Origin of the sequence: Cryobacterium ruanii, assembly GCF_004404055.1 — a bacterium.
Classification (GTDB): Bacteria; Actinomycetota; Actinomycetes; order Actinomycetales; family Microbacteriaceae; genus Cryobacterium; species Cryobacterium ruanii.
Genome location: NZ_SOHK01000005.1, coordinates 334222 through 348775, shown reverse-complemented (window position 1 = coordinate 348775; position 14554 = coordinate 334222). Strand labels below are relative to the sequence as shown.

Genomic DNA, 14554 nt, shown 5'->3' with positions numbered 1-14554 from the left:
CATGACCGATAACGTTCGTTCGAGCACCCCAACTCGACGCATTCTCCCCGCCCGTGATCTTGCCCAGATCGCCATTTTCGCGGCCCTCATCGCCGCACTCGGACTGGCTGGGCCGCTGAACATCGGTCCGGTGCCGATCACCCTGCAGTCGCTCGGCGTGATGTTCGCCGGGGCGATCCTCGGCCCACGCAAGGGATCGCTCGCCGTCCTCCTCTTTCTCGTGCTGACGGCCGTGGGCCTGCCCCTGCTCGCCGGTGCGCGTGGCGGTATCGGGGTGTTCACCGTGAGCCCCGCAGCGGGCTACCTTTATGGCTGGTTGCTCGGAGCCTTCGTCACCGGCTACCTCACGGCTCGCCTGCTGCCGAAGTACCCGTTCTGGCCGGCGCTCGGCGCCACCGTTCTCGGCGGCATCGCGGCCGTGTACCTCGTCGGCATCCCCGTCATGGCCCTCAACCTCGGCCTGCCGCTCTGGACCACGCTTGGGCTGAACGTGGCGTTCATCCCCGGTGACCTGATCAAGGTCGTCGTGACCGTGCTCGTCGCTCGCCAGGTACACAAGGCCTACCCCGGCCTGATCGCGCGGCCATTGAAGCGTCGTGCGTGAGTAACATCCGCTTCGAGCAGGTCGGGCAACACTTCGGTGACCGTTCGGTGCTGCACGACGTGAACCTCAACCTGACCGAGCACCGCATCGGGATCGTCGGCGCGAACGGTTCGGGCAAGTCCACCCTCGTGCGCATGATCAACGGGCTCGTGACGCCGTCGACCGGCACCGTGCTGGTCGACGGTCAGAACGTAGCCCGCCATGCCCGCGACGTGCGCCGCAAAGTGGGGTTCATCTTCACCAATCCCGACAACCAGATCGTGATGCCGACCGTGCAGGAGGATGTTGCGTTCACCCTGCGCCGTCGCGGCCTCTCCCCCGCCGAAGTCGCTGAACGCACGGCGGCCGCCCTCGAACAGTTCGGGCTGAGCGAGCACGCCGAGCATCCGGCGCACCGCCTCTCCGGTGGGCAGAAGCAACTGCTAGCCCTCGCCGCCGTGCTGGTGGCGCAGCCGGCGACCATCGTCGCCGACGAACCAACCACGCTGCTCGACGCCCGCAACGCTCGTCGCATCGGCGACCTGCTGCAAACACTGCCTCAGCAGGTCATCGTCGTCACCCACCACCTGCACCTGGTCGAAGAATTCGACCGCGTGATCGTGATCGACGAGGGCACGGTCGTCGCCGACGGCGCGCCAGCCAAAACCCTGGCGGCCTACCGCACCCTGTTGCTCGCATGACCGGCCACGCGTGATCGGCCTCTATAGCCCCGGCACCTCGGTCGTCCACCGGGCACCGACGCTGCTCAAGCTGTTCCTGCTCTCGCTTTGCGTTCTGCTGATCGGAACCTCGCCCGACCCTCTGGTCATCGGCGGCGCCGCGGCCAGCGTCGGGCTCTTGTTCCTCATGGCCCGGGTTCCGGTCCGGGCGGCCGCTGCCCAGGTCGCGCCCATTCTGCTCGTTTTGCTCGTGGCAGTACCGATCCAGGGTCTACTCTCCGGCTGGACCATCGCCGCCCTCATGGCCGGCCGCCTGATCGTGGCAGTGGCCCTCGCCGCACTGTTCACGATGACCACGACGGTCACCGCGGTGCTCGAAGCATTCCAGACGCTGCTACACCCGTTCCGTCGGTTCATCGACGCCGACCGGGTGGGGCTGCTCGTCGCCCTCACCATTCGATGCATTCCATTGGTCGCCGATATCGTGCGCGAGGTGATCGAGGCCCGAACCGCCCGCGGAACCCAGGGCTCGCTCCAGTCCATCGCTGTTCCGGTAGTCGTACGCTCGCTCTACGCGGCGGATGCCCTCGGCGAAGCCCTGATCGCCCGCGGCCTCGACGACTGAGCGGACTCCCGGACGGCGCGCTGACAATCAGCCACGCGGCATCCACTCAGCCGGTTCAGAGGCGAGGCGTGGCAGAGTAGGGACTTGGCCATTCGTGCCATCCCGGTATTTAAGTGCCCGCACCTAAAATCTCGAAAGAGGCCCCGTGTCGAAAATTCCTGCCCTGCTCACCATCGTGGGCCTCACGCTCGCCCTCAGCGCGTGCGGCAGCAGCGACACGCCAAAAGCAACGGATCTGGCTTCCGTCCCAGACGCTGCCTACAGCGAGTGCACCGCACCCGGTGATGTGTCGGATGGAGTCGACGTGACCGGCGATTTCGGCACAGTGCCGACCGTTAAAATCGCCGAGCCGCTGGAGCCCGCCGAAACACAGCGCAGCGTCGCCATCGAGGGAACCGGTTCCACGGAGGCTTCGGCGGGTTCGCTTGTTGAGACCTCCCTCTCGGTCTACAACGGAACCACCGGCGAGGTCGTTCAGGAGACGACCTACCCGACGGCTGGCACCGGCGAGGTCATAACGGTGGGCGAAACGTTCCTGCCTGGCCTGGTCCGGGCGGTCAACTGCTCCGTTGAGGGCGACCGTATCGTCACCGTCAGTCCGGCCGACGACGCCTTCGGCACCGAAGGCGCTGCCGAGATCGGAATCGCCGCCGGCGATTCTGTCGTGTTCGTCATCGACGTCATCTCCGTGACCAACCTTGCTGACCGCGCCGACGGCAAGGACCAGCCCCTCGTCGACGGCCTGCCTGCCGTGGAGCTCGCCGACGACGGCACCCCAACCATCACCATCCCGGATGCCGACGCTCCGACCGAATTGCAGATCGCCACGTTGAAGCTCGGTGACGGCGCTGTGGTTGCCGACGGCGACACCGTCTCCGTTGAATACACCGGAGTCATCTGGGGCAGCGGCAAAACCTTCGACTCTTCCTGGACCGCCGCCGGGCCGGTGACCTTCGTCACCAGCCAGGTTGTTCCAGGCTTTGGGGCCGCGCTGGTCGGCCAGACCGTCGGATCCCAGGTGCTCGCTGTGCTCCCGCCAGCTGAGGGCTACGGTGAGACCGGCAACACCAGTGCCGGAATCACCGGCACTGACACGCTCGTCTTCGTCGTCGACATCGTCGCCACCGACGTAACCCCGGCGGCGTAACCATCTCAGCCGAACACCGCCCGCCGACTTTCACATCGGTGGGCGGTGTTCGTTTTTTTGTGCCTGCCGCTGGCCGGTTCCTGAGTGTCTGCCCAGCCGCGAGTGGAAACGGCGTGAGAGTGTGGAAGAAGGAATCACTTCGCTCGACACCGCGCCGGGCGACAATTTCACCACGAAAGAGGCTATTCACCTGACATCCATACTCGCACCCACCGTCGTACCATCCGCAGTCAAGCCCACGACCATCGAGGAGTATGTTGCGGCCTTGACCGAGCCGCGCGCGAGCGTCGTCACCCTACTCCGCGACACGTTCGACCTGGGCCTGCCGGAGACGTCGACGGAACTGTGGCACGGACATCCGGTCTGGCTTGACGACGGCCTTCCGGTCGCCGGTTTCAAGGCGTACCCCACCTTCGTGACCGTGTTGTTCTGGCGGGGACAGGCCATCACCGATGATTCGGGCAAGCTCAATGCCAGCGGATCGGCCGAGATGAGCGAGTACAAGCTGAAAACCGTCGACGACTTCGACGGCGATCTTTTCGACGCCTGGCTGCAGCAGCTGCGCGACCTCGAAGCCCCGTAGCACGCAGATTCAAGAAAATGGCCCGCGTCCGAGGACGCGGGCCATTCTTCGTGCAGAATCCGTAGCTAGCTGGTGAGGCCGTCCACGTACTCCTGGTTGTCTTCGATCCACTGGGCGACGATCGGCTCGAAGTCCTGCCCGTCGTAGTCGACGAACATGGCGTTCTCGAGCGAGTAGAGCATGTCAAGGTCCATCTCGAAATTCTCAACCCAGCCGGCAGCCGTCGGGAACTCCGTTTTAAAGTCACTCTTGGCGTAGGAGTGGATGCTCTCGACACCACCGAGGGCACCCTGCGGGTCCTCGAGGTTCTTGAGCGGGAACACACCATAGGCCCAGTGCGGCTCCCATAGGGTCACGACGATGTTTTCGCCGTTCTCAGTGGCCGTCTGCAGTTCAACGAGCATGGCCGCCGTCGACGAGGTCAGGTATTCCATTCCTTCGAGGCCGTAGCCGGGAATGACGTTGTCGGTCGTGGCGAGGGTCAGGCCAGCGCCGGGCTCGATGCCCACGATACGGTTGCCGAACAGATCCGCGTTCGCAGCGAGTTCTTCCAGCGAGTCGATCGGGGCATCAGCGTTGACCGCGATGGCGTTGCGAGACTCGTCGTTCCAGGCTCCGAGGTCGACGATCTTGTCGCCGTACTCGTCCAGGTACTCGGCGTGGGTCACCGGCAGCCAGACGTCCATGCTGAGGTCATAATCGCCCTCGGATAAGCCGAGGTAGACCGGCGCGACGTCGGCGTATTCGAGCTCGACGTTGTAGCCCTTGTCATCGAGGATGGCCTTCCACAGGTGGGAAGCCGCGATACCTTCGTCCCAGCCGTTGAAGACGGCGATCGACATGTCCTTTTTGTCATTGTTGCCGTTGCCGACGGTTTCGGCCTCTTCCGATGCAGCGCAGCCGGCGAGGGCGAGCATACTGACTGCCCCAAGGGCAAGGATGGATTTAGAACGGTGTTTCATAGGTCTTCCTTTCGTGCCACCTGCTGTAGGTGACTGGGGTTGACTCGTGGTGCATACGGCGGGAGCCATACTGTGAACGGATGCGGATGCAGCCGTAGATCTGTTGGGCTCGCGTCAGACGCGTGCACGCTGAGGAGCCGGAGCCGGATTCGTGTCGGGAGCGAACGCCACGGCATCCGTCACCCGGCGCGACCGCAGAACGCGACGGATACTGCCGAAGAAGCCCCCCGAATCGGAACTGCCGAGCGACGCCGTGATGCGGTCGAGGAAGATCGCGAGGATCACCACGGCCAGGCCGGCTTCGAAGCCGAGCGCGATGTCGATTCGGTTGAGGCTCGCGATGACCTGCGCTCCGAGTCCGCCTGCTCCGACCAAGCCGGAGATCACGACCATGGAAAGCGAGAGCATGATGACCTGGTTGATGCCGGCCATGATGGTCGGGGTGGCGAGGGGCAGCTGAATCTGACGCAGAATGCGCCACGGGGAAGCACCGAAGGCTTGTCCGGCCTCGACAACTTCCTTGTCGACGCTGCGGATGCCGAGCTCGGTCAGGCGCACTCCGGGGGCCATAGCGAAGATGATCGTCGCGACGATTCCGGGTACCACGCCGATCCGAAACAGAATGAGCGCCGGGATGAGGTAGACGAACGCCGGCATGGTCTGCATGAAGTCGAGCACCGGGCGAATGATGTTCGATGCGAGCGTCGACTTGGCCGCCAGGATGCCGAGCGGAACGCTGATCACAATGGCCAACACGCTCGCGACGAGCACGAGGGCGAGGGTGTCCATTGCGTTATCCCACTGGTCGACTCCGAGAATGACGACCATTCCGACAACGGTGCCCACGGCGAACTTCCAGCCACGGATGCCGAGAGCGAGGACGCCCAACACGAGCATGATCGCCCAGAATGGCGGTGCTCCGAGCAAAAATTCGACGGCCTCGTAGGCGCCGTCGAAACCAGCGCGAACGAGGTCGAAGATGAACCCGAAGGTGTCGGTAATGAATTCGACGAAGGACTCGACCCATGAGCCGATGGGAATGCGAAAGTCGTTCATGCGTGCACTCCTGCGGCATCGATCTGCGTATCGTCGGCGGTTTCTCCGAGAATCTCGGTGATCTGGCTGACCGAGATCGTGGCCGGCGGCATGACAATGGGCAGAGCGCCGGTGTTGGTACTGACGTTGCCGATGGCGGCCAGCAGGGTCACCCGCGGGATCACGCCGAGCAGGCGGTTTTTCTCGTCGACGACGGCGATGGGCAGTTCACTCTCCACCGAGGGTTCGACCAGATCGACCAGCGCGGTTTCTGGCGACACGGAGGTTGCGTCATCCCGAATGATGCCGCGCAGGTCGGTCTCGCCAGCTTTGACGAGCTTGAGCACGTCGCGGTCACGCACGATCCCAGCGAAGCTGCGGTCCCGGTTGAGCACAAAAGTGACAGATGTCTGCAGGTCGCGCATCGTGTGCAGCGCGGCGCGCGGACCGGCAGTTTTGGTGATGACCGAACGAACCGGTTCCATTACGCTCACTGCGGTGAGCACCCGCGCCCGGTCGACGTCCTGCACAAACTGGGCCACGTAGTCGTTGGCCGGGTCGGTGAGGATCTCTTCGGGGGTGCCGATCTGCACGATACGGCCATCACGCATGACGGCGATGCGGTCGCCGAGGAACATGGCCTCGTTGAGGTCGTGGGTGATGAAGATGATGGTCTTGCCGAGTGCGGCCTGCAGCTCGATGAGCTGCTCTTGCATCTCGCGGCGAATCAGCGGGTCGAGGGCCGAGAAGGCTTCGTCCATGAGCAGCACGTCGGTGTCGGCGGCGAGGGCACGGCCGAGGCCGACTCGCTGTTGCATTCCGCCCGACAACTCGGATGGCAGATTATCGGCCCAGCCGGCAAGGCCGACCAGATCGATGATGGTCTGCGCTTTCGCGAGGCGTTCGGCGCGGCCCATGCCCTGAATCTCGAGGCCGTAGGCGACATTGTCGATTACCGTGCGGTGCGGCAGCAGGGCGAAGTGCTGAAACACCATGGAGATGCTCTTGCGGCGTATGTCGCGCAGTTCCTTGGCGGAGACGCCGGTGATGTCGGTGCCGCCGACGGTCACGGTGCCCGACGTGGTGTCCCACAATCCGTTGAGCATACGGATGAGAGTCGATTTGCCCGAGCCGGACAGGCCCATGACGACGAAGATCTCCCCTTTTTTGACCTCAAAGGAGGCGTCGATGACGGCGGCGACTCCGAGAGATGAGATATCGGCGCGGCTCTTGCCCGCCTTGAGCTTCTTGACGATCTCGTGTGGTCGACGCCCGAATGCTTTGTAGAGGTGATCTGCCTTGACGGCAATGGTTTCTTGAAGAGGATTACTCTCGGTCACGCGTTCTCCGGTGCACGCCCCCGCAGCCGATTTCACGGTCTACGAAGCAGTGTGCTCTCTTGTCGGACGGGTAGGCGCCGAGCGGCCCGCACGCGACAATCAGCAGAACTGAATCAGCGTGGGCTTGGAGCAATCATGGGATCGCGTCCGTCGGCGTCTCACCATACGAATGCGGCCGTTCCATCTCAAATGGTGGCTACGCTTGCGCGTCCTGGTGAAGGTTGTAAGACCATCAGGAAGCCTAACACACCCTCTTTTCGGCCCGCCGAAATGGGCACAAGAAAAGGGTGCCGCCCGGGAGGTTTCCTCCGGACGACACCCGTAGCGCGAGTCTAGTACCCGCTATTTTCTGGTCTGCTAGTTTGCGTGCGCGCGCTCCAGGACCTCGGACTGCGCGGCCTTTTCGGCACTACGCTGGCTGTCAGAAGTACTCACGTGGCCGTGGGTGAGCATGGTGCGCTCGTCGAACGGGTCGAGCTTGTCGAGCACGCGATCAACCTGCACCCGGTCGAGTTCCTTGGTCCAAGAGCCGATCATGACGGTCGCGACCGCATTGCCGGTGAAGTTGGTCAGCGCGCGGGCTTCGGACATGAATCGGTCAATGCCGACGATGAAACCGACACCACCGACGAGCTGCGGGGCGTGAGCCTGCAGGCCCGCAGCGAGGGTGGCGAGTCCAGCTCCGGAAACGCCGGCGGCACCCTTGCTCGCGATGATCATGAAGACGAGCAGGCCGATCTGCTCGCCCAGGGCGAGGGGCTGGCCGAGCGCGTTGGCGATGAACAGCGAAGCCATGGTGAGGTAGATCGCGGTGCCATCGAGGTTGAACGAGTAGCCGGTGGGCACGGTGACACCGACGACCGGCTTGGATACGCCGAGGTGTTCCATCTTCGCGATCAGTCGAGGAAGCGCGGCTTCAGACGACGAGGTCGACACGATCAACAGGTACTCGCGACCGAGGTAGCGCATGAGCTTGAAAAGGTTCACACCGGTAACGAGTTTGAGCAGGCCGCCAAGGATGACCACGATAAAAATGATGCAGGTGATGTAGAAAGCGGCCATGAGAGTGAACAGGCTGATCACGGCCTGGATGCCGGTTGCACCGACGACGGCGGCGATCGCACCGAAAGCGCCGATCGGGGCAAGCCACATGACCATAATCAAAATGCGGAAAACCAGTGCCTGCACGTGCGCGAGGCCCTCAAGAATAGGCTTGCCAGCTGGGCCCATCCTCTGCAGGGCGAAGCCGGCGATGAGGGCAACCAGCAGGGTCTGCAGAATGTTTCCGCTGGTCAGAGACGAGAACATCGTGGTTGGTACGATCCCGAGCAGGAAGGACTTGGTATCGGCCGATTCGGTTGACTCGAAGGTGGCATCCGAGAGGTTGATGCCCTCACCCGGGTGGATCATGTTGCCAACGACCAGGCCGATGCCGAGCGCGAATGTCGACATGAGCAGAAAGTAGCCGAGGGCCAGCCCACCGATCTTGCCGACTGTTGCCGCCTTGGCGATCGAGCCGATGCCGAGAATGATCGTGCAGAAGATGATCGGGGCGATCATCATTTTGATCAGGGCGATGAACAGGTCACCGAGCGGCTTAAGGGAAACCGCGAAACCTTCCGGCCCGCCCCAGACCAATCCGACCACGATACCCAGGATGACCGCGACGATGACGGCCATGTAGAGGTAGTGCGATGAATCGATTCTCTTCTTGGGTTTGCCAAATTTGTTAAGTTTGGTGCGGGGTGATGGCATCGATGCCATGGCAGACTCCTTTGTCTAGGCTTATCGGGGCCCACGGGCTCCGGCTGCTGCAAGTTTCTCCACCATCGTTGATACGGCTCGTGAGGTCACTGTTGCGGTCATATTGTTCACCAGTCCGTGTTTTGAAGAGAGGCACTCAGTGCGCAGGGAATGGAGCATCGCAAGACGCCTCTTTCTCGCGCACGCACTGTTCATCGTCGTGCTCACGGTCTTCGTGGGAACGGCCTTCTTCGTCGATGCGCGAGATCGTGCCTACGACGAGACGAGCGCTCGTATGCTTGCGGTTGCCACCGCCATCGCGGACAGCCCTCTGGTTCTCGCGGCGAGCGCATCCGCCGACCCGAGCATGTCCCTGCAGCCTTACGCGCTTCAGGTGAGCGCCGATGCCGGGCTCGATTTCATCACGATCATGGCCCCGGACCGCACCCGCTGGACCCACCCGAATGCTGACGAAATCGGCCGAGACTACATCGGCGCGATCGAACCGGCCCGGTCCGGAACGGCCTTCACCGAAATCAGCACGGGAACGCTCGGGCCATCCGTTCGTGCCGTAGTGCCGGCAACGGATGCCGACGGTACGGTGCGTGCGCTCGTCGCGGTGGGCACCACGACGAGCAACATCACGATCGCTCTGAACGCGCGGCTGCCCTCGGTTCTGGGGCTGGCGCTCGGGCTGCTCGCGTCGGGTTCCGCAGTCACCTGGCTGCTCGGTCGCTACCTGCGCCGGGTAACGCTCGGCTGGGGGCCAGAACGCCTCGCGCAACTGTTTGTCTACTACGACTCGGTGCTGCACTCGGTGCGGGAGGGTCTCGTACTCGTCGATCCGCACGGAGACCTCGTGCTCTACAACGATCAGGCGGCCGCCCTGCTGGGGATTCCGCCGAGCCCGGCAGCGGGCAGCGACGAGCGACCCTTGACCCTGACCACGTTGAGCCTGCCGCCGGGCCTCGGCGAATTGCTCCGCAGCGGCCGCACGGCGCATGACGAGATTCACGTCACCGACACACGGGTGCTCGTGGTCAGTCAGGAGCCAGCCGTCGCGTCGTCTACGCCGATGCGAGGCGCCAAGCCGACGTCGATGGGGTTTGTGGCCACGATTCGCGACCACACTGATCTGCAGAACCTTGGCAGTGAGCTGCAGTCGATGCGCACCCTTTCCGACGCACTGCGGGCGCAGACACACGAGCATTCCAACCGGCTGCACACGATCGTGTCGCTCATGGAACTCGGTCGCACCGATCAAGCCCTCGAATTCGCCACCAAAGACCTGGAACTGAGCCAGCGGCTCGCCGACGAGATGGTCGGGTCGGTCGACGAACCGGTGATCAGTGCCCTGATCATGGGCAAATCGGCACAGGCCAATGAACTGGGGATCGCCTTGACCGTCACAGCGTCCGGCACACTTGCGCAGTCCGGACTATCGATTCAAGACCTGGTGACGGTGCTCGGCAATCTGGTGGACAACGCGCTCGATGCGGCAGCGGCGGGCGAAGACCCGCGCCGGGTGTCCATCACGGTGTCATCGAGCGAACGGGCCGTTGTGATCGAGGTTGCCGACAGCGGCGCTGGCATAGCGCCCGATGTCGTCGATGACGTATGGCGGCTAGGATTCAGCACGAAGGACGCCGGCGCTCACGATACAGTCGGCTCGGTGCCGGGCCGTTCCATCGGCGGCCACGGCCTCGGTCTGGCTCTAGTTCGCCAGGCCGTGATGCGGCTTGGCGGCACGCTCACCATCGGACGCCGCGAGGGTGCCGTCTTCACGGTGGCGATCCCAGCCGTCACCAGTCCGGTCGCACCCAGTCCGGACGCGCCCAGTCCGGACGTGGCCAGAGCGGCGGTCGAGTATGACTGACACCGCGCTGGCGCCCATCCGTGTGCTCGTCGTCGAAGACGAACCACTCGCGGCCGAAGCGCACGCCGTTTACGTCGGTCGCCTGGTGGGGTTCGAACTCGTCGGCATGGCCAGCACCGGGCAGGATGCGTTTCGCAGGGTCTCGGCCGCCGCCTCGGCCGGCACTCCGATCGACCTCGTGCTGATGGATATGAACCTGCCAGACAGCCACGGGCTCGACGTGAGCCGGCGCATCCGCGCGGCAGGGCTGGCCACGGATATCATCGCAATCACCGCGGTGCGCGACCTCGACAATGTGCGCGGGGCGATCGCGGCCGGCGTCGTGCAGTACCTGATCAAACCGTTCACCTATTCGACGTTCGCCACGAAATTGACCAGTTACCGGGACTTTCGTGCAGAACTGAACGGGCAGGCATCCATCGTCACCCAGTCAGCGGTCGACCATGCCTTCGCGCGCTTGCGCGCGCCGACCGACATCCCCCGGCCGAAGGGCCTCGCCGATTCGACCCTGACCCCGGTGGTCGCCTACCTGCAGGCGCAGATAGCGCCGGTGTCGGCCAGCGAGCTGATGGCGCCACTCGGGCTGTCTCGGGTGACCGCCCGCCGCTACCTGGAGTATCTTGCCGACACCGGACTCGTGCTGCGCGCGCCGCGTTACGGCACGCCGGGGCGTCCGGAGAACGAGTACAGCTGGAAGCGCGGGCGCTAGCGGTTCGTGAAGACCGCGGGCCGCTTCTCGATGAAGGCGGCCATGCCCTCGCTCTGGTCGTCGGTGGCGAAAACCGAGTGAAACAGGCGACGTTCCAAGTGGATGCCGCCGCTCAGCATCGACTCGTACGCGGCATTCACGACCTCCTTGGCGAGCATGGCGATCGGCGCCGATTTCGCCGCGATATCCGTCGCGGTCGCGAGGGCGTCCGCGAGCAAGTCGGCGGCGGGCACGATGCGGGCGACCAGGCCGGCTCGTTCGGCTTCGACGGCGCCGATGGTGCGGCCGGTGAGGATCATCTCCATCGCTTTGGCTTTACCAATGGCGCGGGTGAGGCGCTGGGATCCGCCCATGCCGGGAATGACGCCAAGCCTGATCTCGGGCTGGCCGAAGGTGGCGGTGTCGGAAGCGAGAATGAAATCACAGATCAGAGCCAGTTCGCAGCCGCCGCCGAGGGCGTGGCCGGAGACCGCGGCGATCACCGGGGTGCGTACGCCGGCCAGGCGGTCCCAGCCGGCGAACCAGTCTTTGAGGTACATGTCCATGTAGCTCATCGTCGACATCTCCTTGATGTCGGCGCCGGCCGCGAAGGCCCGCTCCGAGCCGGTGATAACGATCGCACCGATCGCGGGGTCGTCATCGAGCCGGGTGGCGGCATCGACGACATCCCGCATGGTGGCAAAGTTGAGGGCGTTGAGAGCCTTCGGGCGGTTGAGGGTAATGACGCCGACCCGGGCATGGCGTTCCAGCAGGATGTTGTCGTAGGTGTCGGCGGTATCGGTCCGGCTGGTGTCGCTCACGCGGTGACCTCTCGTTCGGTGTCGTGGTGGTGGTCTGTGGTGTTTGCCCGCGGCAGGCGCAGCTCGCGCTCTCCCAGCGGTGCGAAGTGCGCCTGCACGTCGGCGTCACTCACCTCGGCGAGGGTGCTCGGCTGCCAGGACGGGTTGCGGTCCTTGTCGATGACCTGGGCGCGAATGCCCTCGACCACGTCGTGGCCGGCCACCATGCGCAGGGACACCCGATACTCCTGCTCGAGTACGTCTTCGAGGCCGTCCCGCGCGCGTGCGCGGCGAAGAGACTCGAGGGTGACCGTGACGGCGGTCGGCGACTTGGCCGAAATGGCGGTGGCCGCCTCCTGCGCTGCCTGGATGGACGACCGCTGCAGTCGCTCGATGATTGCGGGCAAGTCGTTGCCGAAATAGCACTCGTCGATCCAGACTCGCTCGGCCAGCAGCGGAGCCGGCGGCGGCGGCGAGGTGTGCTGCGTGATTGCCGCGGCAGCGGGCATCCGGTTGAGGGCGTCGACGAGCGAATCGAGTTGCGTCGATTCGACGAAACTGTCGGCGAGGCCGAGCGCGATCGCGTCGGCGCCGGTCATGGTCGCGGCGGTGAGGGCGAGGTGGGTGCCGAGCTCCCCCGGGGTGCGCGAGTACAGGTAAGTCCCACCGACGTCGGGCACGAAGCCGATGGTGGTCTCTGGCATGCCGAGTTTGGTGCGTTCGGTCACGACGCGGTGGGAGGCGTGGCCGGAAAGGCCGACTCCCCCGCCGAGCACGATGCGGTCCATCAGGGCGACGAATGGTTTGGGGTAGCGCTTGATCTGCGCGTTGAGCGTGTACTCGTCGGCCCAGAATCGGGCGTTTTCGTCGGGGTCGGCGTCGGCGTCGCGGTAGATCGAGACGATGTCGCCGCCGGCGCACAGGGCACGGTCGCCGCTTCCGGTGAGCAGCACGGTCTCAACCTCATCGTCATCGGCCCACTCGGTGAGCGCTGCGGCTATCGAGCGGATCATGTCGTGAGTCAGCGCGTTCAGGGCCTTGGGCCGGTTGAGAACGATGCGGGCCAGCTGTCCGTCCCGCTGCAGCAGCACCTCGCCTTCGGCGACAACGGATGCGTCGGCGCTGCTCATGGACGCCGCCTCGCTCTCATCGGAGGGGTGTCGATCGAATCAGTGCGGGGCATAGAGACCTTTTTCGCGTCGCTGCGGCCGGAGAGCATGTCTGCCACAGTCTATCGAGGTGAATTTTCTGCCCGGAGACGGGTGTGGAATGCCGCAGGTTCAGCCGGAACGTACCGGTCTATCGCGAACCCCGGCGGGGTTCTGCGCCTTGTCGTCGTTGGTGTCGTTGTCGTCGACACTGGTCGATAGCTTCGCACGAACGAGAAAACCCCGCCGACACTGTGCATGACAGTGACGGCGGGGTTTGGTGGTGCACCCCCCCGGACTTGAACCGGGAACCCACTGATTAAGAGTCAGTTGCTCTGCCAATTGAGCTAGAGGTGCATGTGAGGCAGCGGAACGACCCGCGGCAACGTGTAACCCTAACACCCCGGGCGGGCTCGATGCCAATCGAGGCCGGAAAGGGGCAATGACCGGCATCCGTCCTCGAAATTACTATCCTTGGGAAGGTGACCGAATCGCCAATCCACGCCCTCTCCGACGACCTTTTGCTTGGCCTCGCCCTCGCCGATGCCGCCGACGCTATCTCCCGCGCTCGCTTCACCGCGCTCGACCTAGTCGTGACGACCAAACCCGACCGCACACCGGTGACGGATGCCGACCAGGCCGTCGAGCGTGCCATCCGCGGCCTGCTCGCCGAACACCGCCCCGACGACGGCATTCTCGGCGAAGAGTTCGGCACTGCCGGGTCGACCACCCGCCAGTGGATCATCGACCCGATCGACGGCACCGCGGGGTTCCTCCGCGGCATCCCGATCTGGGCCACCCTCATCTCCCTCGCCATCGACGGCGTGCCGGTACTCGGCGTGGTCAGCGCCCCCGCACTCGGCAAACGCTGGTGGGCCGCGGCCGGCAGCGGCGCCTGGTCGATCGACACGAGCACTGCAGAGACCAGCGCAGCGGATGCCGCCCGCCTCCGCGACTCCCCCACCCGCCTTCGCGTATCTGGAATCGAGACCCTCGCCGAGGCATCCATCAGCTACGGCAGCCTGCAGCAGTGGGATGCGGCTGGACACCTCGACGAGCTCGTGACGCTCTCCCGCCAGGTCTGGCGCACCCGCGCCTACGGCGATATGTGGTCATACATGCTGCTCGCCGAGGGCCACCTCGACGTGGCCGGCGAATTCGACCTGCAGCCCTACGACATGGCCGCCCTCGCACCGATCGTGCAGGAAGCCGGCGGAACGTTCACCTCGGTCGACGGCAGGCCCGGCCCCTGGCACGGCAGCGCCCTGGCCACGAACGGGCTGCTGCACGCGGCGACGCTTGCTGTGCTGAACCCGGGCCAGGCATCCGCTGGGACGCCATAAC

The 14554-nt window shown here is 64.7% G+C and carries 14 protein-coding genes and 1 tRNA gene; 8 read left to right on the top strand and 7 right to left on the bottom strand.

Annotated features, from left to right (window positions below; translation table 11 throughout):
- The first annotated feature begins 1 nt into the window (after window position 1).
- From E3T47_RS03135 to E3T47_RS03115, 5 genes are all read left to right on the top strand, one after another.
- Window positions 2-604 carry a biotin transporter BioY gene (locus E3T47_RS03135; protein WP_134554157.1) on the top strand — a complete coding sequence of 201 codons (603 nt, stop codon included), beginning with the start codon at window positions 2-4 and terminating at the stop codon, window positions 602-604.
- A complete protein-coding gene (locus E3T47_RS03130; RefSeq protein ID WP_134554155.1) occupies window positions 601-1284 on the top strand; it encodes an energy-coupling factor ABC transporter ATP-binding protein in 684 nt (227 codons plus the stop codon). The genes E3T47_RS03135 and E3T47_RS03130 overlap by 4 nt, the downstream gene beginning before the upstream one ends.
- Window positions 1285-1294: 10 nt before the next feature.
- The gene (locus E3T47_RS03125) at window positions 1295-1888 is read left to right on the top strand and encodes a CbiQ family ECF transporter T component (RefSeq protein ID WP_134554154.1); all 594 of its coding nucleotides are present in this window, start codon (window positions 1295-1297) and stop codon (window positions 1886-1888) included.
- Window positions 1889-2033: 145 nt separating this feature from the next.
- Window positions 2034-3035, top strand: coding sequence for an FKBP-type peptidyl-prolyl cis-trans isomerase (locus tag E3T47_RS03120; protein ID WP_134554153.1), 1002 nt, complete (start codon window positions 2034-2036; stop codon window positions 3033-3035).
- 121 nt (window positions 3036-3156) lie between these two features.
- Complete coding sequence (locus tag E3T47_RS03115) at window positions 3157-3618, top strand: DUF1801 domain-containing protein (RefSeq protein ID WP_166805589.1); 462 nt, start codon at window positions 3157-3159, stop codon at window positions 3616-3618.
- Window positions 3619-3683: 65 nt separating this feature from the next.
- On the opposite strand, the gene E3T47_RS03110 is transcribed toward E3T47_RS03115, so the two are convergent.
- The 4 genes from E3T47_RS03110 to E3T47_RS03095 all read right to left on the bottom strand — a co-directional run bounded on the left by E3T47_RS03110 (window position 3684) and on the right by E3T47_RS03095 (window position 8710).
- Complete coding sequence (locus E3T47_RS03110) at window positions 3684-4580, bottom strand: glycine betaine ABC transporter substrate-binding protein (protein ID WP_134554151.1); 897 nt, start codon at window positions 4578-4580, stop codon at window positions 3684-3686.
- A gap of 114 nt (window positions 4581-4694) precedes the next feature.
- Window positions 4695-5636 carry an ABC transporter permease gene (locus tag E3T47_RS03105; protein WP_134554150.1) on the bottom strand — a complete coding sequence of 314 codons (942 nt, stop codon included), beginning with the start codon at window positions 5634-5636 and terminating at the stop codon, window positions 4695-4697.
- Entirely contained in the window at window positions 5633-6955 is a 1323-nt protein-coding gene (locus E3T47_RS03100; protein WP_134554149.1) for a quaternary amine ABC transporter ATP-binding protein, read from the bottom strand. The genes E3T47_RS03105 and E3T47_RS03100 overlap by 4 nt, the downstream gene beginning before the upstream one ends.
- Window positions 6956-7312: 357 nt before the next feature.
- Entirely contained in the window at window positions 7313-8710 is a 1398-nt protein-coding gene (locus E3T47_RS03095) for a cation:dicarboxylate symporter family transporter (protein ID WP_134554287.1), read from the bottom strand.
- Window positions 8711-8858: 148 nt separating this feature from the next.
- Here E3T47_RS03095 and E3T47_RS03090 point away from each other — a divergent pair, with 148 nt between their 5' ends.
- Both E3T47_RS03090 and E3T47_RS03085 read left to right on the top strand, forming a co-directional pair.
- Window positions 8859-10574, top strand: a complete 1716-nt coding sequence (locus tag E3T47_RS03090) for a sensor histidine kinase (RefSeq protein WP_134554148.1) — start codon at window positions 8859-8861, stop codon at window positions 10572-10574.
- 7 nt (window positions 10575-10581) lie between these two features.
- Window positions 10582-11283 (top strand): response regulator, encoded by a 702-nt coding sequence (locus E3T47_RS03085; RefSeq protein ID WP_134554285.1) that lies wholly within the window; start codon window positions 10582-10584, stop codon window positions 11281-11283.
- Here the strand turns inward: E3T47_RS03085 and E3T47_RS03080 are convergent.
- The 3 genes from E3T47_RS03080 to E3T47_RS03070 all read right to left on the bottom strand — a co-directional run bounded on the left by E3T47_RS03080 (window position 11280) and on the right by E3T47_RS03070 (window position 13567).
- Window positions 11280-12083: an enoyl-CoA hydratase gene (locus E3T47_RS03080; RefSeq protein ID WP_134554147.1), complete on the bottom strand. Its 804-nt coding sequence runs from the start codon at window positions 12081-12083 to the stop codon at window positions 11280-11282. The genes E3T47_RS03085 and E3T47_RS03080 overlap by 4 nt on opposite strands.
- Complete coding sequence (locus E3T47_RS03075) at window positions 12080-13192, bottom strand: enoyl-CoA hydratase/isomerase family protein (RefSeq protein WP_134554146.1); 1113 nt, start codon at window positions 13190-13192, stop codon at window positions 12080-12082. Before E3T47_RS03075 ends, E3T47_RS03080 begins: the two co-directional genes overlap by 4 nt.
- A 299-nt stretch (window positions 13193-13491) precedes the next feature.
- Window positions 13492-13567, bottom strand: a tRNA-Lys gene (locus E3T47_RS03070).
- A 125-nt stretch (window positions 13568-13692) separates the two neighbouring features.
- Between E3T47_RS03070 and E3T47_RS03065 the strand changes: the two genes are divergently transcribed.
- Window positions 13693-14553 carry an inositol monophosphatase family protein gene (locus tag E3T47_RS03065; protein WP_134554145.1) on the top strand — a complete coding sequence of 287 codons (861 nt, stop codon included), beginning with the start codon at window positions 13693-13695 and terminating at the stop codon, window positions 14551-14553.
- Window position 14554 lies beyond the last annotated feature (1 nt).

Bases quoted from the DNA above. Each gene is read 5' to 3' on its own strand.
- E3T47_RS03135 (WP_134554157.1), top strand. From the start codon at position 2: ATGACCGATAACGTTCGTTCGAGCACCCCAACTCGACGCATTCTCCCC.
- E3T47_RS03075 (WP_134554146.1), bottom strand. From the start codon at position 13,192: ATGAGCAGCGCCGACGCATCCGTTGTCGCCGAAGGCGAGGTGCTGCTG.
- E3T47_RS03095 (WP_134554287.1), bottom strand. From the start codon at position 8,710: ATGCCATCACCCCGCACCAAACTTAACAAATTTGGCAAACCCAAGAAG.
- E3T47_RS03110 (WP_134554151.1), bottom strand. From the start codon at position 4,580: ATGAAACACCGTTCTAAATCCATCCTTGCCCTTGGGGCAGTCAGTATG.
- E3T47_RS03105 (WP_134554150.1), bottom strand. From the start codon at position 5,636: ATGAACGACTTTCGCATTCCCATCGGCTCATGGGTCGAGTCCTTCGTC.